Annotated in this window: 20 protein-coding genes; 11 read left to right on the plus strand and 9 right to left on the minus strand. The window is 73.0% G+C overall.

Features of this window, described 5'->3' with window-relative positions:
- Positions 1-21: 21 nt before the first annotated feature.
- Positions 22-816 (minus strand): maleylpyruvate isomerase family mycothiol-dependent enzyme, encoded by a 795-nt coding sequence (locus ACFXGA_RS14470; RefSeq protein WP_378087857.1) that lies wholly within the window; start codon positions 814-816, stop codon positions 22-24.
- A gap of 231 nt (positions 817-1047) precedes the next feature.
- On the opposite strand from ACFXGA_RS14470, the gene uvrA reads away from it, so the two are divergent.
- Together uvrA and ACFXGA_RS14480 are read left to right on the plus strand one after the other, a co-directional pair.
- Positions 1048-3921, plus strand: coding sequence for an excinuclease ABC subunit UvrA (uvrA, locus tag ACFXGA_RS14475; protein ID WP_378087859.1), 2874 nt, complete (start codon positions 1048-1050; stop codon positions 3919-3921).
- Between the two features lie 45 nt (positions 3922-3966).
- Positions 3967-4434 (plus strand): SRPBCC family protein, encoded by a 468-nt coding sequence (locus tag ACFXGA_RS14480; RefSeq protein ID WP_378087861.1) that lies wholly within the window; start codon positions 3967-3969, stop codon positions 4432-4434.
- Between the two features lie 46 nt (positions 4435-4480).
- Here the strand turns inward: ACFXGA_RS14480 and ACFXGA_RS14485 are convergent, their stop codons facing one another.
- Positions 4481-5074, minus strand: a complete 594-nt coding sequence (locus tag ACFXGA_RS14485; protein ID WP_378087863.1) for a TetR/AcrR family transcriptional regulator — start codon at positions 5072-5074, stop codon at positions 4481-4483.
- A gap of 76 nt (positions 5075-5150) precedes the next feature.
- Between ACFXGA_RS14485 and ACFXGA_RS14490 the strand changes: the two genes are divergently transcribed.
- On the plus strand, positions 5151-6338 hold the full coding sequence (locus ACFXGA_RS14490) for an FAD-dependent oxidoreductase (protein WP_378087865.1): 1188 nt from the start codon (positions 5151-5153) through the stop codon (positions 6336-6338).
- Between the two features lie 19 nt (positions 6339-6357).
- Here the strand turns inward: ACFXGA_RS14490 and ACFXGA_RS14495 are convergent, their stop codons facing one another.
- The 3 genes from ACFXGA_RS14495 to ACFXGA_RS14505 are packed head-to-tail and all read right to left on the minus strand — an operon-like array spanning position 6358 to position 10603.
- On the minus strand, positions 6358-7752 hold the full coding sequence (locus ACFXGA_RS14495; protein ID WP_378087867.1) for a GntP family permease: 1395 nt from the start codon (positions 7750-7752) through the stop codon (positions 6358-6360).
- Positions 7749-9338: an amidohydrolase family protein gene (locus ACFXGA_RS14500; RefSeq protein WP_378087869.1), complete on the minus strand. Its 1590-nt coding sequence runs from the start codon at positions 9336-9338 to the stop codon at positions 7749-7751. Before ACFXGA_RS14500 ends, ACFXGA_RS14495 begins: the two co-directional genes overlap by 4 nt.
- Before the next feature lie 11 nt (positions 9339-9349).
- Complete coding sequence (locus ACFXGA_RS14505; protein ID WP_378087871.1) at positions 9350-10603, minus strand: amino acid deaminase; 1254 nt, start codon at positions 10601-10603, stop codon at positions 9350-9352.
- Positions 10604-10732: 129 nt separating this feature from the next.
- Here ACFXGA_RS14505 and ACFXGA_RS14510 point away from each other — a divergent pair, with 129 nt between their 5' ends.
- The 3 genes from ACFXGA_RS14510 to ACFXGA_RS14520 are packed head-to-tail and all read left to right on the plus strand — an operon-like array spanning position 10733 to position 12859.
- Entirely contained in the window at positions 10733-11701 is a 969-nt protein-coding gene (locus tag ACFXGA_RS14510) for a sugar kinase (RefSeq protein WP_378087873.1), read from the plus strand.
- Positions 11698-12447, plus strand: a complete 750-nt coding sequence (locus tag ACFXGA_RS14515; protein WP_378087875.1) for an IclR family transcriptional regulator — start codon at positions 11698-11700, stop codon at positions 12445-12447. The genes ACFXGA_RS14510 and ACFXGA_RS14515 overlap by 4 nt, the downstream gene beginning before the upstream one ends.
- Positions 12448-12475: 28 nt before the next feature.
- Positions 12476-12859, plus strand: a complete 384-nt coding sequence (locus ACFXGA_RS14520; RefSeq protein ID WP_378087877.1) for a RidA family protein — start codon at positions 12476-12478, stop codon at positions 12857-12859.
- Positions 12860-13073: 214 nt separating this feature from the next.
- Here the strand turns inward: ACFXGA_RS14520 and ACFXGA_RS14525 are convergent, their stop codons facing one another.
- A complete protein-coding gene (locus tag ACFXGA_RS14525; RefSeq protein ID WP_378087879.1) occupies positions 13074-15362 on the minus strand; it encodes an ATP-binding protein in 2289 nt (762 codons plus the stop codon).
- Between the two features lie 106 nt (positions 15363-15468).
- Between ACFXGA_RS14525 and ACFXGA_RS14530 the strand changes: the two genes are divergently transcribed.
- Positions 15469-16065, plus strand: coding sequence for a hypothetical protein (locus ACFXGA_RS14530; protein ID WP_378087881.1), 597 nt, complete (start codon positions 15469-15471; stop codon positions 16063-16065).
- 180 nt (positions 16066-16245) lie between these two features.
- Here the strand turns inward: ACFXGA_RS14530 and ACFXGA_RS14535 are convergent, their stop codons facing one another.
- The 3 genes from ACFXGA_RS14535 to ACFXGA_RS14545 all read right to left on the minus strand — a co-directional run bounded on the left by ACFXGA_RS14535 (position 16246) and on the right by ACFXGA_RS14545 (position 20183).
- Entirely contained in the window at positions 16246-17775 is a 1530-nt protein-coding gene (locus ACFXGA_RS14535; RefSeq protein WP_378087883.1) for a S8 family serine peptidase, read from the minus strand.
- Between the two features lie 276 nt (positions 17776-18051).
- Positions 18052-19647, minus strand: coding sequence for a vWA domain-containing protein (locus tag ACFXGA_RS14540; protein ID WP_378087885.1), 1596 nt, complete (start codon positions 19645-19647; stop codon positions 18052-18054).
- A gap of 185 nt (positions 19648-19832) precedes the next feature.
- Positions 19833-20183, minus strand: coding sequence for a DUF1844 domain-containing protein (locus ACFXGA_RS14545; protein ID WP_378087887.1), 351 nt, complete (start codon positions 20181-20183; stop codon positions 19833-19835).
- Positions 20184-20450: 267 nt separating this feature from the next.
- Between ACFXGA_RS14545 and infC the strand changes: the two genes are divergently transcribed.
- The 4 genes from infC to ACFXGA_RS14565 all read left to right on the plus strand — a co-directional run bounded on the left by infC (position 20451) and on the right by ACFXGA_RS14565 (position 22633).
- Entirely contained in the window at positions 20451-21056 is a 606-nt protein-coding gene (gene infC, locus ACFXGA_RS14550) for a translation initiation factor IF-3 (RefSeq protein ID WP_378087889.1), read from the plus strand.
- 73 nt (positions 21057-21129) lie between these two features.
- Positions 21130-21324 carry a 50S ribosomal protein L35 gene (gene rpmI, locus ACFXGA_RS14555; RefSeq protein WP_378087891.1) on the plus strand — a complete coding sequence of 65 codons (195 nt, stop codon included), beginning with the start codon at positions 21130-21132 and terminating at the stop codon, positions 21322-21324.
- A gap of 74 nt (positions 21325-21398) precedes the next feature.
- Entirely contained in the window at positions 21399-21788 is a 390-nt protein-coding gene (gene rplT / locus ACFXGA_RS14560) for a 50S ribosomal protein L20 (protein ID WP_073892005.1), read from the plus strand.
- Entirely contained in the window at positions 21785-22633 is an 849-nt protein-coding gene (locus tag ACFXGA_RS14565; RefSeq protein WP_378087930.1) for a TrmH family RNA methyltransferase, read from the plus strand. Before rplT ends, ACFXGA_RS14565 begins: the two co-directional genes overlap by 4 nt.
- Positions 22634-22972 lie beyond the last annotated feature (339 nt).

Here is a 22972-nt window from a genome sequence, read left to right on the forward strand (position 1 = left end):
CACCGCCCGCCTGCACGCCGCTCAGAGCCACTTGGGCAGCGTCGGCGCCGTCCCGTTCAGCCGCGCGCCGCTCTGGCGGCCGGTCAGCCACGCCAGCACGTCGGCCGCCGCGCCGCTCACCGCGGGCGACGTCGCGCTGTCCGCCGCGGTGAGCGCCCAACTGCGCTGACGGCCGTCCGGGAGCACCGCCTCGACCCGCGCGGACGGCACGTCGGCCCGGTCGGCGTACTGGCCGACGGCGTCCTCCAGGAAGTGCTCCAGCAGCTCCGGCGGCAGGTCCTCGAACCCGGTGCCGCAGTCGAGGTCGACCAGGTGGAACCACACCTCGCGCAACCGCAGCCACGGCACCCGGTGCGCCAGGAACGGCCCGGACCTCGGGTGCGCGACCTCCGCCTCCCACGCGCCGGGCGGCAGGTCGCGGGCGAACGCGGCGAACCGCTGGCACGCCGCGTCCAGGTCGGCCCGCAGCAGCTGGGGCAGCCGGGCCGCGCCCTCGGCGATGTCGGCGTCCCGGTCCGCCGCGCTCGGGTACATCTGGTGCTCGACGCCGGTCTTGGCCCACGTGAGCAGGTTCACCAGGGCGTCGGCGTTGCGGGCGAGGTGCGTCACCACGTGGGCCCGGCTCCAGCCGGGCAGCAGGCTCGGCCCGCGCAGCGCGGGCAGGTCGAGGCCCGCGACGACCTCGTACAACACCCGCGTGGCCCGGTCGACCTCGGCGAGCCCGGCGACCGCGTCCTGGACCGCGGCCGACTGCTCGCGCGGCGCGGGTACGCTCGTCTGGGCGGATCGGACCTGGGCGGCATCGGCGAAGCTCATGGGCACCTCATCCCGGCGTATGCGGCCGAACGGCCTATCACCCCAGCGTAGGGGCGTTCACTACCGACCGGTAGAGCCGTTGGCGCACGATCGTGGGAAGTGCCCGGCACGGTGTTGTCGGTGCGCGCCCCTAGCATGGGTCACGCCTCCCCCGACAGGGCCGACGCGGTGGTCCGCTACGCTTTTCGAACGCCTGTTCGGGGGATGTCCGGAGAACCGAAGGGAACCGTTGTGGCCGACCGGCTTGTGGTTCGCGGCGCGCGCGAGCACAACCTGCGAGGGGTGGACCTCGACCTGCCGAGGGACAGCCTCATCGTGTTCACCGGGCTGTCCGGCTCGGGCAAGTCCAGCCTCGCCTTCGACACGATCTTCGCCGAGGGCCAGCGCCGCTACGTGGAGTCGCTCTCGGCGTACGCGCGGCAGTTCCTCGGCCAGATGGACAAGCCGGACGTCGACTTCATCGAGGGCCTGTCGCCCGCGGTGTCGATCGACCAGAAGTCGACCAGCCGCAACCCGCGGTCGACCGTGGGCACCATCACCGAGGTCTACGACTACCTGCGCCTGCTCTACGCGCGGGCCGGCAAGGCGCACTGCCCGACGTGCGGCGAGGCGATCAGCAAGCAGACGCCCCAGCAGATCGTGGACCAGGTGCTGGCCATGGAGCCGGGCACCAAGTTCCAGGTGCTCGCGCCGGTCATCCGCGGTCGCAAGGGCGAGTACCTCGACCTGTTCTCCACCCTGCAGTCGCAGGGCTACTCCCGGGCCAAGGTCGACGGCGTGGTGCACGCCCTCGGCGAGGTGCCCAAGCTGAAGAAGCAGGAGAAGCACGACATCGCGGTCGTGATCGACCGGCTGAGCGTCAAGGCGAGCGCGAAGCAGCGGCTGACCGACTCGGTGGAGACGGCGCTGCGGCTGGCCGACGGCCTGGTCGAGCTGGAGTTCGTGGACGTCCCGGAGGGCGACCCGGGCCGGGTGCGCGGCTTCTCCGAGAACCTGGCCTGCCCGAACGGCCACCCGCTGGCGATCGAGGACCTGGAGCCGCGGTCGTTCTCGTTCAACTCGCCCTACGGCGCGTGCCCCGCGTGCACCGGCATCGGCGTGCGCAAGGAGGTCGACCCGGAGCTGGTCGTGCCGGACGACGAGCTGTCGCTGGCCGAGGGCGCGATCGCGCCGTGGGCGTCGGGGCAGACCGCCGAGTACTTCACCCGGCTGCTGGAGTCGCTGGGCCTCGCGATCGGGTTCCGGATGGACACGCCGTGGCGGCAGCTGCCCGCCAAGGCGCAGAAGGCCGTGCTGCACGGCGTGGACGAGCAGGTCAACGTCCGCTACAAGAACCGCTACGGCCGCGAGCGCTCCTACTACGCCAACTACGAGGGCGTGATCCCGTTCCTGGAGCGGCGGCAGGAGCAGACCGAGTCCGAGTACATGCGGGAGAAGTACGAGGGCTACATGCGGGAGGTGCCGTGCCCCGCGTGCCAGGGCACGCGCCTCAAGCCGGAGATCCTGGCCGTCACGCTGCACCACGCGCGCAAGGGCGACAAGTCGATCGCCGAGGTGTGCGCCATGTCGGTGGCCGAGTGCTCGGAGTTCCTCGACGGGCTCAAGCTCGGCAAGCGCGAGGCGATGATCGCGGGCGCGGTGCTCAAGGAGATCCAGGCGCGGCTGCACTTCCTGCTCGACGTGGGCCTGAACTACCTGTCGCTGGACCGCGCGTCGGGCACCCTGTCGGGTGGTGAGGCGCAGCGGATCCGGCTCGCCACGCAGATCGGCTCGGGCCTGGTCGGCGTGCTGTACGTGCTGGACGAGCCGTCGATCGGCCTGCACCAGCGCGACAACCACAAGCTGATCGAGACGCTGACCCGGCTGCGCGACCTGGGCAACACGCTGATCGTGGTCGAGCACGACGAGGACACGATCCGCACGTCGGACTGGGTGGTCGACATCGGCCCCGGCGCGGGCGAGCACGGCGGCAAGGTCGTGCACAGCGGCCCGTACCGGGAGCTGCTGAAGAACAAGGAGTCGATCACCGGCGCCTACCTGTCGGGGCGCAAGGAGATCGCCATGCCCGCCGCGCGCCGCAAGGTGGACAGGAAGCGGCAGCTCACGGTGGTCGGCGCGCGGGAGCACAACCTGCGCGGCATCGACGTGTCGTTCCCGCTGGGCTGCCTGGTGTCGGTCACCGGCGTGTCCGGCTCGGGCAAGTCCACGCTGGTCAACGACATCCTGGCGACCGTGCTGGCGAACAAGCTCAACGGCGCGCGGCAGGTGCCGGGCCGGCACACCCGGGTGCGGGGCCTGGACCAGGTGGACAAGCTGGTGCAGGTCGACCAGTCGCCGATCGGCCGCACGCCGCGGTCCAACCCGGCGACCTACACGGGCGTGTTCGACCACATCCGCAAGCTGTTCGCGGCGACCACCGAGGCGAAGGTGCGCGGCTACCAGCCGGGCCGCTTCTCGTTCAACGTCAAGGGCGGGCGCTGCGAGGCGTGCGCGGGCGACGGCACGATCAAGATCGAGATGAACTTCCTGCCGGACGTGTACGTGCCGTGCGAGGTGTGCAAGGGCGCCCGCTACAACCGCGAGACGCTGGAAGTGCACTACAAGGGCAAGACGATCTCCGAGGTCCTCGACATGCCGATCGAGGAGGCGGCGGAGTTCTTCGAGCCGATCAACGCGATCCACCGGCACCTGCGGACGCTGGTCGACGTGGGCCTGGGTTACGTGCGGCTGGGCCAGCCCGCGCCGACGCTGTCGGGCGGCGAGGCGCAGCGGGTGAAGCTGGCGGCGGAGCTGCAGAAGCGCTCGACGGGCAAGACGGTCTACATCCTGGACGAGCCGACCACCGGTCTGCACTTCGAGGACATCCGCAAGCTGCTCGGCGTGATCAACGGGCTGGTCGACAAGGGCAACACGGTGATCGTGATCGAGCACAACCTCGACGTGATCAAGACGTCGGACTGGCTGGTGGACATGGGTCCGGAGGGCGGTTCGGGCGGCGGCACGGTGGTGGCCGAGGGCACCCCGGAGCAGGTCGCGGCGGTGGAGCAGAGCTACACCGGCCAGTTCCTGCGGGAGGTGCTGCCCGCCGCGGCCGTGGCCGGCTGACCGGCGGAGGTTGGATCGGCCGCCGTCGTGGGCAACCCTGGCGGCATGCCGCTGAACGCCTACCGCTTCCGCAGTGTCTGGTCCGTGGACTGCCCGCCCGAGCGGGCGTTCGAGGTGCTCGCGGACCTGGGGAGCTACCCGAGCTGGTGGCGCGAGGTGCGCGACGCCCGGCAGGTCGCCGAGCAGGCGGCCGAGCTGCGGTGCCGGTCGGTGCTGCCCTACGAGCTGGTGTTCGAGGCGCACCACAACGCCCGGGAGCCGGAGGCGGGGCTGCTGCGGGCCGACCTGGTCGGGGACCTGGACGGCACGGTGAGCTGGCGCGTCTTCGCGCAGGGCGCCGGGTCGCGGCTGGTCTACGACCAGGAGGTGGTGGTGCGCAAGCCGCTGCTGCGCCGCCTGGCCCTGCTCGGCCGACCGCTGCTCAAGGCGAACCACGAGTTGATGATGCGCAGCGGCCAGCGGGGCTTGCGCGCGTACCTGGCGGGCTTCCGGGCGGCCTCGGACAACGGTTAGCCCGGAGTGGGCGGCGGCCGGGCCGCAGGTGGTGGGCGGCCGGTGGTCAGGTGTCGAGGTGGCGGACGAGGCGGGCCAGTTGGTCGGCGTAGTGCTCGGTGAACTCGTCGGACGCCGGGTCCTGCCCGGTGATGCGGCGCGCCACCTTCGGCAGGAACAGGGTCGCGCTCGCGGCGGCGGTCAGGGCGAGCAGCAGGCACGCCGGGTCGAGGTCGGCCGGGATCTCGCCGGCTTCCTGCCGCGCGCGTAGCGCGTCGACCCGGGCACGCAGGAAGTCCCCGTCGCCCTCGTCCGGCGTGTCGTCGCCGGAGACGTTCTCCCACACCATCAGCCGCGCCCAGTCGCGCTGCTCGCGCGTGGACAGCACGAACCCGCGCACGACCTCGGCCAGCGGACCTTCGGCGAGCCGCCCGCCCTGCTCGTGCCAGCGTCCCGCCAACTCCCGGTAGAGCCCTTCCTTGCCGCCGAAGTAGTACGAGATCAGCTGCTTGTTCACGCCCGCCCGGTCGGCGATGGCGCTCACCCGGGCGGCCGCGTAGCCCTTCGCGCCGAACTCGGCCGTCGCCGCTTCGAGGATCCGGGCTTTGGTGCGCTCGGGGTCGCGCTTGCGTTCGGCGGGGTCGGGGGAGCGGCGGGGCACGCGGCACACGGTAGCCGATCGTCGCTTATCAGCCGTAAGGTTGACTTAATCATCCAGACGGATGATAGTGGTCCGCATGAGTCTTCACGTGGCGGTCGTCGGCGGCGGTGTGGGCGGGTTGTGCCTGGCCCAGGGGTTGAGGCGGAACGGGGTGAGCGTGTCGGTGCACGAGCGGGACGTGACGCCGACCGACCGCCTGCAGGGGTATCGGCTGCACATCAACCCGGTCGGCGCTCGGGCGCTGCACGAGTGCCTGCCGCCGGAGCTGTGGGAGCGGTTCGTCGCCACGACCGGGCGCGGCGGCGACGGGTTCGGGTTCGTGGACGAGCGGCTGCGCCGGCTGCTCACCGTGGACAACCCGGCCGGCGAGCCGTCGCGCGGCCACCACTCGGTCAGCCGGATCACGCTGCGGGAGGTGTTGCTGACCGGCCTGGACGACGTGGTCGAGTTCGGCCGGCGGTTCACCCGCTACGAGCACGTGGACGGTCGCGTCGCGGTCCACTTCGCCGACGGCACGAGCACCCGGTGCGACGTGCTGGTCGGCGCGGACGGCGCGAACTCGGCGGTGCGGGCCCAGTACCTGCCGCACGCCGAGCGCGTCGACACCGGCATCACCGCCGTCGCGGGCAGGCTGCCGCTGACCCCGCGCACCCGCGCCTGGCTGCCGCCGAACCTGGTCGCGCACGCCCACTCGGTGATCCCGCGCGCGGCGGCCGGGATGTTCCTCGCGCCGCACGAGCCGGCCGGCGACGGCCGCGACGGCTACCTGATGTGGGCCTACGCGGCGGACGGCCTGGTGCTGCCGCCGGGGCGTCCGCCGCGCGACGTGGTGGCCGACGCCGTCGCGGGCTGGCACCCGGACCTGCTGCGGGTGGTGCGCGAGTCGCCGCACGACTCGGTGTCGCGGTGGCCGATCCGCACGTCGGCGCCGGTCGCCCCGTGGCCCGCGACCACGGTCACGCTGCTCGGCGACGCGATCCACAGCATGACGCCGATGCGCGGGATCGGGGCGAACGTCGCGTTGCGGGACGCGATGACGTTGTGCCGCAACCTCACCGAGCGGGAGCCGGTGGACGCCGTCGCGGACTACGAGCGGCGGATGCGCGAGTACGGGTTCGCGGCGGTGGCGGCGTCGTTGCGCAGCGCGCGGCAGTTCGTGTCGGGCAACGCGCTCGGCCGGGTGGCGTTCAAGTCGGTGCTGCGGCTGTTCGAGGCCGTGCCGCCGCTCAAGCGGGCGGCGTTCCGCGACCACGGCGTCGACTGAGCGCCGCGAGCACCCGCCCCTACACGACGAGGCTGAGCAGCGCGGCCACGGCGAACCCGACCACGGACAGGATGGTCTCCAGCACGGTCCACGTCTGGAGCGTCTCCTTCACCGACAGGCCGAAGTAGCGCGACACGATCCAGAACCCGCCGTCGTTGACGTGCGAGGCGATGATCGAGCCGGACGCGATGGCCATGACGAGCAGCGCGAGCTGCGGCTGGGAGTAGTGCAGGTCGGCCACGACCGGCGCGACGATGCCGGTCGTGGTGACGATCGCGACGGTGGCCGAGCCCTGGGCGATCCGCAGGCCGCAGCTGATCACGTAGGACAGGGCGATCACCGGCAGGCCGAGGTCGGACAGGGACGTGGCGAGCACCTTGCCGACCCCGGTCGCGGCGAGCACCGCGCCGAAGAAGCCGCCCGCGCCGACCACGAGCAGGATCATCGCCACGGGCCGCAGGGACGCGGCGGACAGCTCGGTCACCTGCTCGCGCGACATCCCGCGGCGGAACCCGAGGAGCCAGAACGCGAGCAGCACGGCGATGGTCAGCGCCACGGCGGGCGTGCCGAAGAACGTGAACACGCCGAGGACCGCGGAGCCCTTGGGCAGCAGGATGCTGCCGAACGTGCCCGCGAGGATCAGCACCAGCGGCACCGCGATGACGCCCAGCACGAGCGACAGCGGCGGTTCGCCCTTGGGCTGCTCGCCGCGCAGCTCCTCCGCGGCGGCCAGCATCTCGTCCGGCACGGGCACGTCCAGCCGCTTGCCGATCCACGCCGAGTACAGCACGCCGCCGATGAACCACGCCGGGATCGCCACGGCGAGCGCCATGAGGATGATCCAGCCGAGTTCGACGTGGAGCAGCCCGGCGGCCGCGACCGGCCCGGGGTGCGGGGGCATGAACGCGTGCATCACGGACAGGCCGGCGAGCAGCGGCATCGCGTACAGCACGATGGACCGGCCGCTGCGCTTCGCCGCCACGTACACCAGGGGCGCGAGCACGAAGATGCCGATGTCGAAGAACACCGGCACGCCGAAGATCAGCCCGGCCAGGCCCATGGCGAGCGGGGCGCGCTTCTCGCCGAACGCCCGCAGCAGCGACCGGGTGAGCACCTCCGCGCCGCCGGACGCCTCCAGGACCGACCCGAGCAGGGTGCCGAGGCCGATGATCGCGGCGACGTGGCCGAGGATGCCGCCGAACCCCTTCTCCACCAGGGACTCCGACGCCTTCTGCGCCGAGCCGACCAGGGTCTCGACCGGCAGGCCCGCGGCCAGCGCGACCAGCAGGCCGACGACGAGCAGCGCGATGAACGGCTCGACCTTCCACTTGATGATCATCGCGAGGAGGAGGGCGATGCTGAGCGCGGACAGCGTCAGCAGCCCTCCGGTGGTGTGCTGCAACCAGTCGATCACGGGTGGCTCCGGGGGTTTCGCAGGGCGCGGCCGGGCAGGGCGTCGGTGCGCCGGCCGTCGTCGAGCACCGGGACGCCGTTGACGAGGACGTGGGTGATGCCGGCGGCGGCCTGGCGCGGCTCCTCGAAGGTGGCGGTGTCGGCGACCGCGTCGGGGTCGAACAGCACGAGGTCGGCCGCGTGCCCCTCGCGGACGAGGCCGCGGTCGGCGAGCCGCAGCCGCCGCGCGGCCCGCCCGGTCAGGTGGGCCACGCACTCCTCCAGGGAGAGCACGCCGAGTTCGCGCACGTACCGGGCGAGGTAGCGGGGGAACGTGCCCCACGCGCGGGGGTGGGGCCGGTCGCCGACGAGCAGGCCGTCGCTGCCGCCGGTGTGCGCGGGGTGCCGCATGATCGCGCGCACGTTGTCCTCGTGGCCGACGTGCATGAGGCACGACGTGCCGAGCCGCTCGGCGACCAGGACGTCGAAGTACAGCTCGGCGGGCGGCCGTCCGGCGCGGCGCGCGGACTCGGCGACCGAGTGGCCGACGAGGTGCGCGTTGGCCGGGTCGCGCACGCCGTTGACCTCGATCGCGGCCCAGTCGACCGGCACGCCGTGGCAGCCGTCGGAGCCGGTCTCCTCCAGCTCGACCCGGATCCGCTCGCGGGTGTCCGGGTCGGCGAGCCGGGCGAGCGTGGCGTCGGGGCCGCCCTCGCCCGCCCAGCTCGGCAGCAGGGCGGACAGGTAGGTCGCGCCGGGCAGGTACGGGTAGGTGTCGAGGGTGATGTCCGCGCCGTCCGCGACGGCCCGGTCGAGGAGGTCCAGCAGCTCGCCCGCGCGGCCGCGGTTGACCTCGAAGTTCATCGTGGCGTGGGCGAGGTGCAGGGGGCAGCCGGAGTCGAGGGAGACGCGCACCATCTCCGCGTACGCCTCCAGCGCGCCCGCGCCGTAGCTGCGGTGGTGCGGGCTGTAGTAGCCGCCCAGCTCGGCGACGACCCGGCACAGCTCGGTCAGCTCGGCGGTGTCGGCGTACATGCCGGGGGTGTAGGTGAGGCCGGACGACATGCCCATCGCGCCCTCGCGCAGCGACCGGGCCAGCAGCTCGCGCATCCGGTCCAGCTCGGCGTCGGTGGCGGGCCGGTCGTCGTAGCCGACGCACAGCATCCGCAGCGTGCCCTGCGGCACGAGGTAGGCGGCGTTGACCGCGATGCCGCGGTCCAGGCGGTCGAGGTAGCCGCCGACGGAGCGCCAGTCCCAGTCGAAGCCGGGCGGGTCGTCGTTCCACCCGGCGAGCTGGGCGCGCAGCACGGCCAGCACGTCGTCGTCCACGGGCGCGTACGAAAGCCCGTCCTGGCCCAGCACCTCGGTGGTCACGCCCTGGCTGACCTTGGCCAGGTGGTCGGGGTTGGCCAGCAGCTGGAGGTCGGAGTGGGAGTGCATGTCGATGAAGCCGGGCGCGAGGACCCGCCCGTCGGCGTCCACCACCCGCCGCCCGTCGAGCCGGTCGCCGACGGCGGCGATCCGCCCGTCGCGCACGCCGACGTCCGCTCGGCGGGCGGGCGCGCCGGTGCCGTCGACCACCCGCGCGCCCCTGAAGACGATGTCCACGCCGTGACCTCCTAGAAGTAGGTGCGGACCAGGTCCACCACGGTGGTGCCCTCGACCACCGGGATGAGCGGCCACTTGTCGAACACCGTGCAGGGGTGGGACAGGCCGAGCCCGACCCAGTCGCCGACCTCGACCTCGTCGCCGGAGAGCCGCACGAACGCGTGCTGGTCGTTGAGCGCGGTGACCTCGGCCCGGAAGGGCCGCTCGACGCCGTCCCGGCCGCGCACGACCTGCGGTTCGGGCAGGCCCTCGTCGAACGACGCGTCGCGCTTGCCGAGCGTGAGCAGCGCCAGGTCGGGCTGGGGGCGTGAGGTGACCTGCGCCCACGCCCGCAGCGCGCTGCGGAACGGCTGCGCGCCGGGGGTGCGGGCCAGCGGCGAGATGCCGCGGTAGAACCCGTCGTCGTGGGTGATGTACGCGCCCGACCGCAGCACGGGCCGCACCGGGAACGGCCACGGCCCGGTGAGCGCCGCCGCCACCTGGTCGAAGTACGCGCTGCCGCCCGCGGTGACGATCGGCTCGTCCACCTCGACCAGCTCCCGCAGCGCGATCGCCAACCCGCGCAACGACGTCAGGTAGCCGTCCACGACCGACCGGGCCCGCGGCGACGCGTCGTGCGCCAGCGCGCCCTCGTAACCGCCGACGCCGACCAGGCGCAGCGCGGGGCTCGCCGCGGCGGCCCGGGCCACCTCCAGCGCCGTGGCGTGGTCGCGGGCCCCGGTCCGCCCGCCGCGCGCCCCCAGCTCCACCAGCACGTCCACCGGCCGGGCGACCGCGCCCAGGGCCTCGGTCATCCGCGCCACCCCCGCGACGGAGTCCACCCAACAGGTGAACTCGAACCCGGCGTCGGCGGCCAGTTCGGCGGCCAGCCACCGCAGCCCGGCCGGGTCGACGAGCTGGTTGGCCAGCAGCACCCGGCCGACGCCGAACGCCCGGTAGACGCGCAGTTGGCTGGTGTTGGCCGCGGTGATGCCCCACGCGCCGTGCGCCAACTGGCGCGCGAACAGCTGGGGGGCCATGGTCGTCTTGCCGTGCGGCGCGAGCAGCACGCCGCGGTCGGCGCACCAGCGGGCCATGGTGGCGAGGTTGTGCTCCAGCGCGGCGGCGTCGAGCACGACCAGCGGTCCGACGAACCCGTCGGCGAACAGGTCGAGCCGGCGCGCGGCCACGTCGCCGATGGTCGCGCCGAACACGTCGGCCGGCAGGCCCTTGAACCGCCAGTCGACGCGTTCGTCGCGGATGGCGGCCACAGCGTCGAGGTCCACGTTCCCCGCCCTTCGCGTTGCATATGTCGCAACGGCTATTGCGCGATGTGATGCTGGAGTGTGTAACATTCGTTCGCTCCGCCGTCAATCAGCCCACCCGTCCGCCAACACGTCCACCGAGGAGTCCGGATGCGGTTCGACCTGCCGGCCGGCGTGGTGTGCCTGGGCGAGACCATGGCGGTGCTGGTGCCCGCCGAACCCGGCCCGGTGCGCGCGGTCCGCACCTGGACGCGGGCGGTCGGCGGCGCGGAGTCCAACGTGGCCGTGCACCTCGCCCGGCTGGGCGTGCGCAGCCGGTGGGTGGGCGCCGTGGGCGACGACGCGTTCGGCGGCGCGGTCCTCGACGCGGTGGGCGGTGCGGGCGTGGACGTCACCGGCGTGCGCGTGGACCCGCACCGGCCCACCGGCCTGTACGTCAAGGAGGCCGGCGCCGCGGGCAGCCCCGTGCGGTACTACCGGCGCGGTTCGGCCGCGTCCGCGATGGGCCCGGAGGTGCTCGCCCGGCTGCGCCTGGACGACGTGGCGCTGCTGCACGTCAGCGGCATCACCGCGGCCCTGTCGGACAGCTGCCTGGAACTGCTGCGGGCGGTGCTGCGCAGACCGCGGCCGGCGCCGGTGTCGTTCGACCTCAACTGGCGGCCCGCGCTGTGGCACGACCGCGACCCGGCCGTGCTGCGCGACCTCGCCGACGCCGCCGACATCGTGCTCGCGGGCTCCGACGAGGCGCAGGCCGTGTGGGGCACCGGCGACCCGGCCGAGCTGCGCGCCCTGCTGCCCGGCCCGACCACGCTCGTGGTCAAGCACGGCGCGCGCGGCGCGACCGTGGTCGAGAACGGCACGACCACGTTCCAGCCGGGACTGCGGGTCGAGGTGGTGGAGCCCGTCGGCGCGGGCGACGCGTTCGCCGCCGGCTACCTCGCCGCCCACCTCGCCGGCGAGCCGCCCGCCCGCCGGCTGCGCGTCGGCCACCTCCAGGCCGCCGCCGCCCTGCTCACCAGGGAGGATGTCGGCGAGTCGCTGCCGCCCGCGGTGACCGTGCCACTGCTGGACGCCGACCCCGGCACGTGGGCCGCCGCACACCTGAGGAGACGTCGATGAGCCAAAGCCTGGACCGGGCGCTGACCCTGGTGGGGGAACTGGCCACCGGACCGAAGACGCTCGACGAGCTGTCGGGCGTCATCGAGGTGCACAAGTCGACCACCATGAGGCTCCTGCGCACCCTGGAGTCGCACCGGTTCGTGCAGCGCCAGGGCGTGCACCACTACCGGCTCGGCGCCGCCCTGTTCGACCTGGCCAACCGGGCGCTGGAGGAGCGCGACGTGCGGCGCAGCGCCGAGACCGCCCTGCGCGACCTCAACGCCCGCACCGGCTACACCGTGCACCTCGCGTCCTACGAGGACGGCGAGGTCATCTACATCGACAAGTACGACAGCACCCACCCGATGCGCATGTACTCCCGCATCGGCAGACGCGCGCCGCTGCACTGCACCGCCGTCGCCAAGGTGCTGCTCGCCGACCTGCCCGAACCACGCCGCCGCGAGGTCGCCCGGGCCATCGACTACGCGCCGCTCACCGCCAACACCATCACCACGCCCGACGCGTACCTGGCCGAGCTGGACCGCGTCCGCGCCGCCGGGTACGCCGTCGACAACGCCGAGCACGAGGACTTCATCCACTGCATCGCCGCGCCGATCCGCGGCGCCCGCGGCGAGGTCGTCGCGGCCGTGTCGATGTCCGTGCCCAAGGTGCTGCTCGACTTCGACGGCCTTCTCGGCCACCTGCCCGACCTGCTCGCCACCGCGCGGGCCGCCTCCGTCGAGTGCGGCTGGACGCCGCGCGACTGACGAAACCCAGAGAGGAAACGCACAACCCATGGCGAAGACCGAGATCAGGACCGACGCCGCGCCCACCCCCGTGGCCGCGTTCTCCCAGGGCGTCCGCAAGGGCCCGATCCTCCAGGTGGCGGGCCAGGTCGCGTTCGACCCGGCCACCGGGGAGGTCGTCGGCGACACCGTCGCCGAGCAGACCCGCCAGGCCCTGCGCAACGTGGTCGCGGTGCTCGAGGCGGGCGGCGCGTCCCTGGCCGACGTGGTCATGCTGCGCGTCTACCTCACCGACACCGCCCACTTCGCCGAGATGAACGCCGCCTACGGCGAGTTCGTCACCGAACAGCCCTACCCGGCGCGCACCACCGTCTACGTCGGCCTGCCGGAGAAGCTGCTGGTCGAGATCGACGCGCTCGCCGTCCTCGACTGACCAATCGAGACACGACCGGGTGACAGCGCGTACTTCTGCCGGTTGTTCTGCGTGGTGCCGGGCTTGCGCGCGCGATTGACTGGGACCACCCCCAAGGAGCACGTCTGGAAGGACCCGGCGATGGCTAGGAACGCATCACCGATCGGCTGACCGCGCCGCACCCGCCGCCCGCGGCCGGGGGCGACGCGCCGCCGCGCCGGACGGCACGCGAGGTCTACCGCCGAGACCTCGCGTCCTCGGCCCGGTCGCGGGACACCCCAGCCGCGACCGGGTCGCCCAGGTCGTCGTGGACGTCGGCCAACGCGCCCAGCACCGCCGCCAACCGGTGGTGCCGGTGCTCGTCGGCCAACGCCGCGGCCCGCACCAGCTCGGCACGCGCCCCCATCGCGTCGCCGAGCCGGTGCAGGGCCACCCCCCGCAGGTACAGCGCGTCGCACAGGCTCGACGGCGCGGTCGTCGCCCGCAGCAGCTCCAACGCCTCGTCCGCCGCCGCCAACGCCTCCGCCCACCGCGCCGACCGGCCCAGGCTGTCCGCCGTGCGCACCAGCAACGTCGCCGACATCTCCGTCACCATCACCGGCGCCAGCTCCAACCGGCCCGACCGCACGTTCGCCAGCAGCTCCCGGTTCACCCGCACCGCGTCCTCGTGCCGCGCCAACCCGTCCAGCACCAGCGCCAGGCACGACAACGAGATCTGCTCGCCCAACGGGTACCCGGCCCGGCGGAACAGCTCCTGCGCCCGCCGCGCGCTGACCTGCGCCTCCTCCAACCGCCCGGTCCGCAGCTCCGACACCGACCGGTAGTGCACCGCCCAGCCCTGCTCCCGCACGTCCCCCGCGGCCACCGACGCGCGCCACGCCTCGTCGTGCAACGCCAACGCCTCCGGGTAGCGGCGCAACAGCACCGCCAACGTCCAGGTCAGGAAGTTCAGCTGCACGGCCTCGTCCCGCACGCTGCCCAACGCCCGCGCCGCCCCCACCCCGGCGGTGAACACCTCCACCCACGTCTCCGGCCGACCGCGCTGGTCGGAGTACCAGTGCATGGCCGTGGCCAGCCGCAGCACCTCCGCGTGCCACCCGTTCGCCACCGCCCACCGCAACGCGCCCAACCAGTTCCCGGCCTCCGCGGTCAGCCACGCGTCGGCCTCCTCCTGGCCGCCCAACGACCCCGCCGGCCCCGTCCGCGCGTCCGGCCCGAAGAACCCGGCCGCCGTCACCGCCGTGCCCAGCAGCCACTCCACCATCCGCCGCCGGGCCCGCTCCACCACCGGCGCGGGCTCCTCGTCCGCCAGCCGCTCACCCGCGAACACCCGGATCAGGTCGTGGAACACGTACCGGCCGGGCACCTCCGCGGTGTCCAGCAGGCTCATGTCCACCAGCTCCTCCAACGTGTCCTCGGCCGAGAACCGGTCCACGTCCGCCACCACCGCGGCCAGCTCCGGCCCGAAGTCCGCGCCCGGCGCCAGCGACAACCGCCGGAACAGCACCGCCGCCTTCCCCCCGAGCTGCCGGTACGACATCTCGAACGCGGTCCGCACCTGGAGGTCGCCCGCCGTCAACGCGGACAACCGCCGCCGTTCGTCCACCAGCTGCCCCGCCAGGTGCCCGATCGTCCACTTCGGACGGCTCGCCAGCCGGTTCCCCGCGATCCGCAGCGCCAGCGGCAGGTGCCCGCACAGCTTCGCCACCCGCGCCGTCGCCACCGGCTCCGCGCCCACCCTCGCCCGCCCCGCGATCGCGCCCAGCAGCTCGACCGACTCGCCCGGGTCCAGCACGTCCAACGCCAGCCGCGTGCCCGCCTCCAACCCGCCCAGCACCAACCGCGACGTCACCAGCACCATCGACCCCGACCCCGTCGCCAGCAACGGCCGCACCTGCGCCTCGTCCGACGCGTTGTCCAGCACCAGCAGCGTCGACCGCTCCCGCAGCCGCGCCCGGTACAGGTCCGACCGCTCCGCCTCGCCCGCCGGGATCCGCTTCTCGTCCACCCCCAGCGCCGACAACATCCGGTGCACCACCTCCGACGGGTGCACCGGCCGCGCGTCCATCCCCCGAAGGTTGAAGAAGAAGCACCCGTCCGGGAAACGGGACGCCAACCGGTACGCCGCCCGCACCGCCAACGCCGTCTTCCCCGCCCCCGGCGGACCGTGCACCACGACCAGCGACGTGGTCCGCGTCGCCTCCGCCACCGCCGCCAACGCGGCCAACTCGCCGTCCCGGCCGGTCAGGTCCGCCACGTCCGGCGGCAACGCCGACGGCTCCGCCACCACCGGCGCCCGCCGCGCCCGACCCTGCTTCGCCGCGGCCAACAACTCCGCGAACTCGTGCTCCGCCAACGAGAGCACCCCGGCCAACGCCTCCACCGTCCGCCGCTGGGGCCCCTTCGCGCGACCGCGCTCCATGTCGCTGATCGCCCGCACGCTGACCCCGGAACCCTCCGCCAACTCCTCCTGCGTCAACCGGACCCGCAACCGGTGCGCACGGAGCAGCTCACCGAACGTCATCCCCACACCACGACAGTAGTAGCCCACCCGGGGAACACCGCCCGCGGTCGCGGCGACGACCATCACGTCTGGTTCCCGTAACGCGGCACTGGTAAGACCACCACCCATGAAGTGGTACGCGGACCCCTCGCCCCGACTCGTCCTGCAGGTCGTCGCCGACCTGGTCGCGGTCGCCTGGACGTGGCTCTGGATCACGGTCGCCACGACCGCCGGCGACGCGGTCCGCACCCTGCGCGCACCCGGCGACGGACTGGCCGGGGCCGGGCACGACCTGACCGGCACGTTCACCGACGCCGCCGACAAGGCCCGCGGCGTGCCGCTCGTCGGCGGCCGGCTCGCCGAGGCCCTGGAACGCGGCCGATCCGCCGGCGGCACGCTCACCGACGCGGGCGACGCCGTCACCCACGCGGTCGAGACCACCGCCCTCTGGCTCACCGTCGCGCTCATCGCCGTGCCGCTGCTGTTCCTGCTGATCACGTGGCTGCCGCTGCGGCTGCGGTACGCCCGGCGGGCGGGCCTCGTCCGGCGGCTGCGCGACCAGGGCCGCCACGACCTGCTCGCCCTGCACGCGCTCAACACCCTGTCGCTGCACGACCTCGCGACGTTCCCCGGCGACCCGGTGGAGGGCTGGCGGCGCCAGGACCCGGAGATCATCGCCGCGCTCGCCGCCCGGCGGCTGCGGTCGGCCGGCATCCGCCCCTGACCACGGCTCACCGGCCGCGACCGGGTTCGCCGCCGCGACCGGGCTCGCCGCCCGCGACCGGGCTCGTCGGCTGCCACCGGGCTCGCCGCCCGCCGGCGGCTCACCCGCCCCGGACCGCGGCTCACCGGCCGTGACGCCGGGGTCCTCCGTGCCCGACCCCGACGTCACGACCGGCCGGCGTCAGGCCAGGCGGTGCCAGAAGACCTGGCCCGTCGGGCCGTACAGCACCAGGTTCGAGTCGTTCTGCACGATCAGCCGGTCGGCCGCCGTGCCGTGCGTGCTCGTGTGCCACAGCGGCTGACCTGCCGCCGTGTAGATCACCAGGTTGCCGTCGTGCTGGAGCACCACGTAAGCCGCGGCCGTGCCGTGGGTGCTCGTGTGCCACAACGGCTGACCCGCCGCCGTGTACAGCACCAGGTTCCCGTCACCCTGCATCACCAGCGTGAACCGGCCGTCCTGCGACGTCCGGCTCTCCCCGGCCCGCAGGCTCTCGCCCCGCACCAGCGTGTCCCCGCCCGGCTGCGGCGGCGGGGCCGACCCCGTGAACAGCAGCGCGTTCGGCGACCCGGCGCCCGGGTTGGCCACCTTGTTCGGCGTGGCCGCCCCGACCAGCGCGTCCCGCACCTGCTGCGGCGACGCGCCCGGCGCGCCCGCCAGCACCAGCGCCGCCGCGCCCGCCACGTGCGGCGCCGCCATCGACGTGCCGCTGATCGAGTTCGTCGCCGTGTCCGACGTGTGCCACGCCGACGTGATCCCCACGCCCGGCGCGAACAGGTCCGTGCACGTGCCCCAGTTCGAGAACGACGCCCGGCCGTCCGCGCTGTCCGACGCGTTGACCGTGATGGCCTCCGCCACCCGCGCCGGCGAGAACGAGCACGCGTCGGCGTTCGAGTTGCCGGACGCGATCGCGTACGTGACGCCGGACGCGATCGACCGGCGCACCGCCGCGTCCAGGGTGTCGTTCGCGCCGCCGCCCAGGCTCATGTTCGCCACGGCCGGCTTCTGCGCGTTCGCCGTCACCCAGTCCACGCCCGCGACCACGCCCGCGATCGTGCCCGAACCCGAGCACGACAGCACCTTCACGCCGTGCAGCCGCACCGCCTTCGCCACACCGTGCGCCGCACCGCCGACCGTGCCCGCCACGTGCGTGCCGTGACCGTTGCAGTCCGTGTTGTTCCCGTCACCGGTGGTGTTGGCGTCGAACGACGCCCGCCCGCCGAAATCGGCGTGGGTCGTCCGGATGCCGGTGTCGATGATGTAGGCGTGCACGTTGCCCGCCGTGCTCGCGTACCCGTAGTTCCGGTTCAGCGGCAGGTCCCGCTGGTCGACGCGGTCCAACCCCCACGACGGCGGGTTCGGCTGGTCCGCCAGCACCTGGACCCGCTGGTCCTGGGCCACGTACGCGACCGCCGGGTCCGCCGCCAACCGCTTCGCGGCCCGCTCGCTCATCGCCGCCGCGAACCCGTTCAACGCCGCCCGGTACCGGTGCGTCACCCGGACGCCGGCCCGCTCGGCCACCGCCTCCGCGGCGACACCGTCCTCCAACACCACGATGTAACTGCCCGCCACCGCCGCCGGCGCACCGGCGTCGCGGATCTGCGCCTCCGCGGCCTGCGCCGGCGTCACGGCCACCGCCGCCGCCAACACCGCCGCCGCGCCGACACCCACCGCCCGGACCCGACGGATCCAGGGCGCGCGTAACTCTCCCATGTGGGCTACTCCCTCGTGCAGGGGTCGAGGATCTCGGTCGAGTTCGCGCGAACACCTCGACCCTGGCACCCCCACCACCCACACCCAACCCCCGACGTGCCGAACCTTCGGCGCCCTCACCTCAACCCTTCGGCCCACCCCCAACCGCGTGTCCTACCTCCAGAACGCGCGTGTCCTACGTTCGGAACGCGTGTGTCCTACGTTCGGGACCCCTGAATTCAACGCTCAGGACACGTGACCGCGACCCCCGCGAGGGCCGCGGTCACGCCCCACCCGCTACTCGCGGTCCGCGATGACCTGGTAGGCCACGCCGCCGTGGTCCTCGCCCTCCACGAACTGGACGAGGTTCACCAGGTACTCGCCCGGCGCCTCCGCGGTGAACGTCAACTCCGTCGTGAACCGCTCACCCGGCTTCAACGGCACCCCGAACAGCCCCGACCGCTTCGAGTCGAACTGGAACGCCGTCTCGCCGACCTGCTTCACGCCCTCGGCCTTCCCGCCGCCCGCGCGCCAGCGCTCCAGCAGCTCCCGACCCAGGTCGATCACCACCGTGCCCGCCACCGGCTTCTCACCGGTCAGCACCAGGTCGGTCCGGATCTCGCGCTCCGTCCCGTTGCCCACCGTGAACCACGACTTCACCGGCTCGAAGACCCGCCCACGCACGGTCTGCAGGTTCTTCCACGCGATGTTGTTGTTGTTCTTCGTGTTCAGGGCCGTGTTCGACCCCTCCGCGAACGTCATCGGGTCCGTCGCCGACACCCACCGCGCCAACAGGCAGAAGTGCCCCGGACCGGGGATGTTCGACCACGCGATCTTCGCCACGGCCCCGCCCACCGGCACCGTCAACGACTGCTGACCGATGAACACCCAGTCGCCGTTGGTCGCGTTGTTCCACGTCGTCCCGCCACCGGCAGGCGTCCGGTACACCTTCAACGTGCCGTTCGCCGTCGCCGTGTTGTTGCTCAGCCGCACGTGCACGTAGTTCGTCGCGCCGACCACCGGCTGGAACCCCGGCGCGCAGTCCGCCAGGGTCGGGCAGACCTTGATGTCCGGGCTGTTCCACACCGTGCCGTTCGGGTTGGGCTCCGCGCCCGTGTCGGTCACCTGGTCGCGCATGAACACGTCGGTCTGCCGGCAGTCCGACAGCAGCTTGCGGATCGCGTCCGCCGTGCCCGCGCCCGTGGACGACGCCTGCGTGAACACACCACCGGTCGTCGTGGCGTAGTTCTGCATGATCGGCGCGATCACCGACGTGTACGCCGACGACGTCGGCACGTACACCGGGCTGATCTTGATACCGCGGGCCAGCGCGTCGTTGGCCCACTGCGCGGCGTTGGCGACGTCCACCGCCCCGTGCGCGTCGTCGAACCCGCCCGGCCGCGCGTCCGTCACCAGCACGACGAACTTCATCGCGTTCGACCGCCACGTGCCCGCGAAGTCGACGTTCTGCGGCCGCCCGGCCGCCGCCCGGTTGTTGACGACCGTGTTCAACGCCTCGTCGGACGCCTCGGGCTCGCCACCGCCACCACCGGCGGCCAGCGTGTTCGTGATGTAGTTCGTCACCGGCCCGGCGTTGCCCGGGGCCAGGTCGCTGTGGACGGTGACGTTGTCCTTGAACGTCACCAACCCGAGCTGGTAGTCGCCACCGGACGCGGTGACCACGTCGTTGACGATCGCGTTGACACCGGTCTTCAGGTTCCCGATGGCCCCGCCCATGCTGCCGGTGTCGTCCAGGACGAACACGACGTCGAGGGGGCCGCACTTGGACGCGACGGGGGCGGGGGCGGCCACCGCCGACGGGGTCAGCTGGACGGCGGAGGCGGCCAACGCGGCGACGGCCAACATCGCGCCGCGTCTGCGTGAGTGACGCATGTGATCTCTTTCCGCTCGCACTGCCGGGCCAGGGGGGAGCGGCCCGGGCGCCCCGACGACGGTGTGGGGGCACATCAGGCGGATGATCGGCAGATCCGCCCAGTACGGTCCGGAAAGAGCAACTTCCGGGCCGGATCATGTCCGGCAAACGGAAGCGGCAGGCGCCGGGAGGGGGAGGACGGCGGTCAGTACACCGGCCCGGTGTACTTCTCGCCAGGCCCCTGACCAGGCTCGTCCGGGTACGCCGACGCCTCGCGGAACGCGCGTTGCACGGACTGCAACCCCTCGCGCAGCGGCCCCGCGTGCGGCCCCAGGTACTCGGCCGACGCGGTCACCAGGCCCGCCAGCGCGGTGATCAGGCGGCGCGCCTCGTCCAGGTCCCGGCGCGGGCTGTGCTCGGGGTCGGCGTCGGCCAGGCCGAGGCGCTCGGCGGCGGAGGAGAGCAGCATGATCGCCGCCTTGCTGATCACCTCGACGCTGGGAACATCGGACAGGTCGCGGACGTTGTTCGAAGGCAGGTCGGTCACGGGAGCCATTCTCGCAACCACACCGGACCGGTCGCCGATTCGGGGGTTGACAAGGCCATCTGCTACTATTCTCCGCGCGACCAGTCCCCACACCAGTGGGGACGGCAAGTGGAGCCCCGCTCCCACCCGAGTCTGCCGCTTCGAGCAGGTGGCCGGGTCCGGTCCCTCGAGGGGTGGACTGCGCCCTTCGTTGTGCGATCGGTCGGAAGCGGGCCTCACACCGGGCAGGTGTGGGGCCTCTTGTCTTTGGCGCACAACGAGTCACAAAGGACGTGAATGACAAGTCCCTCGAACCGAGGTGCTCCCGCGAGCACCGAGCCGCGCATCAACGACCGCATCCGCGTGCCCGAGGTTCGTCTGGTCGGGCCGAACGGCGAGCAGGTCGGGATCGTTCGCATCGAGGACGCGCTCCGACTCGCCCAGGAAGCGGATCTCGACCTCGTCGAGGTCGCCGCGCAGGCTCGGCCGCCGGTCTGCAAGCTCATGGACTACGGCAAGTTCAAGTACGAGAGCGCGCAGAAGGCCCGTGAATCCCGCCGCAACCAGCAGCTCACGGTCATCAAGGAGCAGAAGCTCCGGCCGAAGATCGACCCGCACGACTACCTGACGAAGAAGGGTCACGTCGCCCGCTTCCTGTCGCACGGGAACAAGGTCAAGGTGACCATCATGTTCCGGGGCCGTGAGCAGTCCCGGCCGGAGCTCGGTTACCGCCTGCTGCAGAGGCTCGCGGAAGACGTCGCGGAGCTGGGGTTCGTCGAGTCCAACCCGAAGCAGGACGGCCGCAACATGATCATGGTGCTGGCCCCGCACAAGACCACGAAGACCCGCCCGGTCAAGCACGACAGCGCCGACGAGGCGCCGGCGGAGTCTGTCGAGGAGTGATCTCCCGGCCCCCGGGCCGGGAGCAAGCATGGCCGCCCCCATCCCCGGTGGCTGCACGAGACTGAGGACGGAAATGCCCAAGAACAAGAGCCACAGCGGGACCTCCAAGCGCGTGAAGGTCACCGGCAGCGGCAAGCTCATCCGCGAGAAGACCGGCAAGCGCCACAAGCTGGAGAAGAAGCCCAGCACGCTGACGCGCCGCCTCTCCGGCACGACCGACGTCTCCAAGCACGACGTGCCGCGGATCAAGAAGCTGCTCGGCCTCTGAGGCCCTGAGACCTCCACCCCCTTGAACACCGGGACCGGCCCCCACCGGCCCCACGAGATCGACAGGATGGACCCGTGGCACGCGTCAAAAGGGCAGTGAACGCCCAGAAGAAGCGCCGTACCACCCTTGAGCTCGCCAGCGGCTACCGCGGCCAGCGTTCGAGGCTGTACCGCAAGGCCAAGGAGCAGGTGCTCCACTCGCTCAACTACGCCTACCGGGACCGCCGCGCCCGCAAGGGTGACTTCCGGAAGCTGTGGATCCAGCGCATCAACGCCGGTGTCCGCGCCAACGGCATGACGTACAACCGCTTCATCCAGGGCCTGCGGCTCGCCGGCATCGAGGTGGACCGCAAGATCCTCGCCGAGCTGGCCGTCAGCGACCCCGGCGCGTTCACCGCGCTGGTCGAGGCCGCCCGCGCGGCGCTGCCCAGCGACGTCAACGCGCCCGTCGAGGACAAGGCCTGAGCCCGCACGACCGCGCACCACGACCCGGGGATGCTCCGTTCACCGAACGGACACCCCGGGTCGTTGCCGCTAATCGCCTGACCAGGCGCTCCGGCCGCGACCGCGCCTCGCGGTTCCTCGCCGAAGGCGCCCAAGCCGTGCGCGAAGCCCTCACCTGGTCCGCCGCCGGCCGCGGCCAGGTGCACGAACTGTTCCTCACCCCCACCGCCGCCGACCGCAACCAGCCGCTCGTGCGCGCCGCCGTCGACGCGGGCGTGCCGGTCAGCCCCGTGACCGACAAAGCCGCCGCCGCGCTGTCCGAGACCGTCACGCCGCAGGGCATCGTCGCCGTGTGCTCGCTCGTGGACGTGCCGCTGGCCACGGCGCTGACCCCCGGCGTGCGGCTGGTGGCCGTGCTGCACGGCGTGGCCGACCCCGGCAACGCCGGCACCGTGGTGCGCGTGGCCGACGCGGCGGGCGCGGACGCGGTGATCTTCGCGGGCGACGCGGTCGACCCGCACAACGGCAAGTGCGTGCGCGCGTCCACGGGCAGCGTGTTCCACCTGCCGATCGCGCGCGTGCGTGACGCGGACGAGGCGTTCGCGGCGTGCCGGGCGGCGGGGCTGCGGCTGGTCGCGGCGGACGGGTACGCGCCCGACGACCTGGTGACGGCCGACCTGCGTGGCGAGCTGGCGGGGCCGACGGGGTGGGTGTTCGGCAGCGAGGCGCACGGGCTGCCGGATGACGTGGTGGCCGGGCTGGACGCCGCGCTCAAGGTGCCGATCTACGGTGCGGCGGAGAGCCTCAACCTCGCTACCGCCGCGGCGGTGTGCCTGTATGCCTCGGCTCGGGCGCAGCGGGTGTGAGCGCTCGCGCAGCGGGTGTGAGGGCTCCGGTGCGGCGGGTGTGAGGGCGGTGCGGGTGAGGGCGGTGCGGCTCGGGTGCGGTGTGTGGGCTGAGTGCGGCGGGTGTGGGCTGGGTGTGGGTGCGAGCGGGGTGAGAGGGCTCGGGGGCGGTTGCTGGGGTGTCTGGGGCGTGGGGTCGGGAGGGCCGGGGGTTGTGGGGCGCGGGCTTGGGGGCGGGGCGGGTGGTGCCTGAGCCGGCCTCCTTCTTGTTCCTAGGCGACGCGCGAACTCGGATTTGGTTCACGGTGGACCGGTGATTCGCTCGATCCGGTGATCATGGTTGACATCTGGGCCAGCCGG

This window comes from Actinosynnema sp. NPDC059335 (assembly GCF_042752395.1).
GTDB lineage: Bacteria > Actinomycetota > Actinomycetes > Mycobacteriales > Pseudonocardiaceae > Actinosynnema.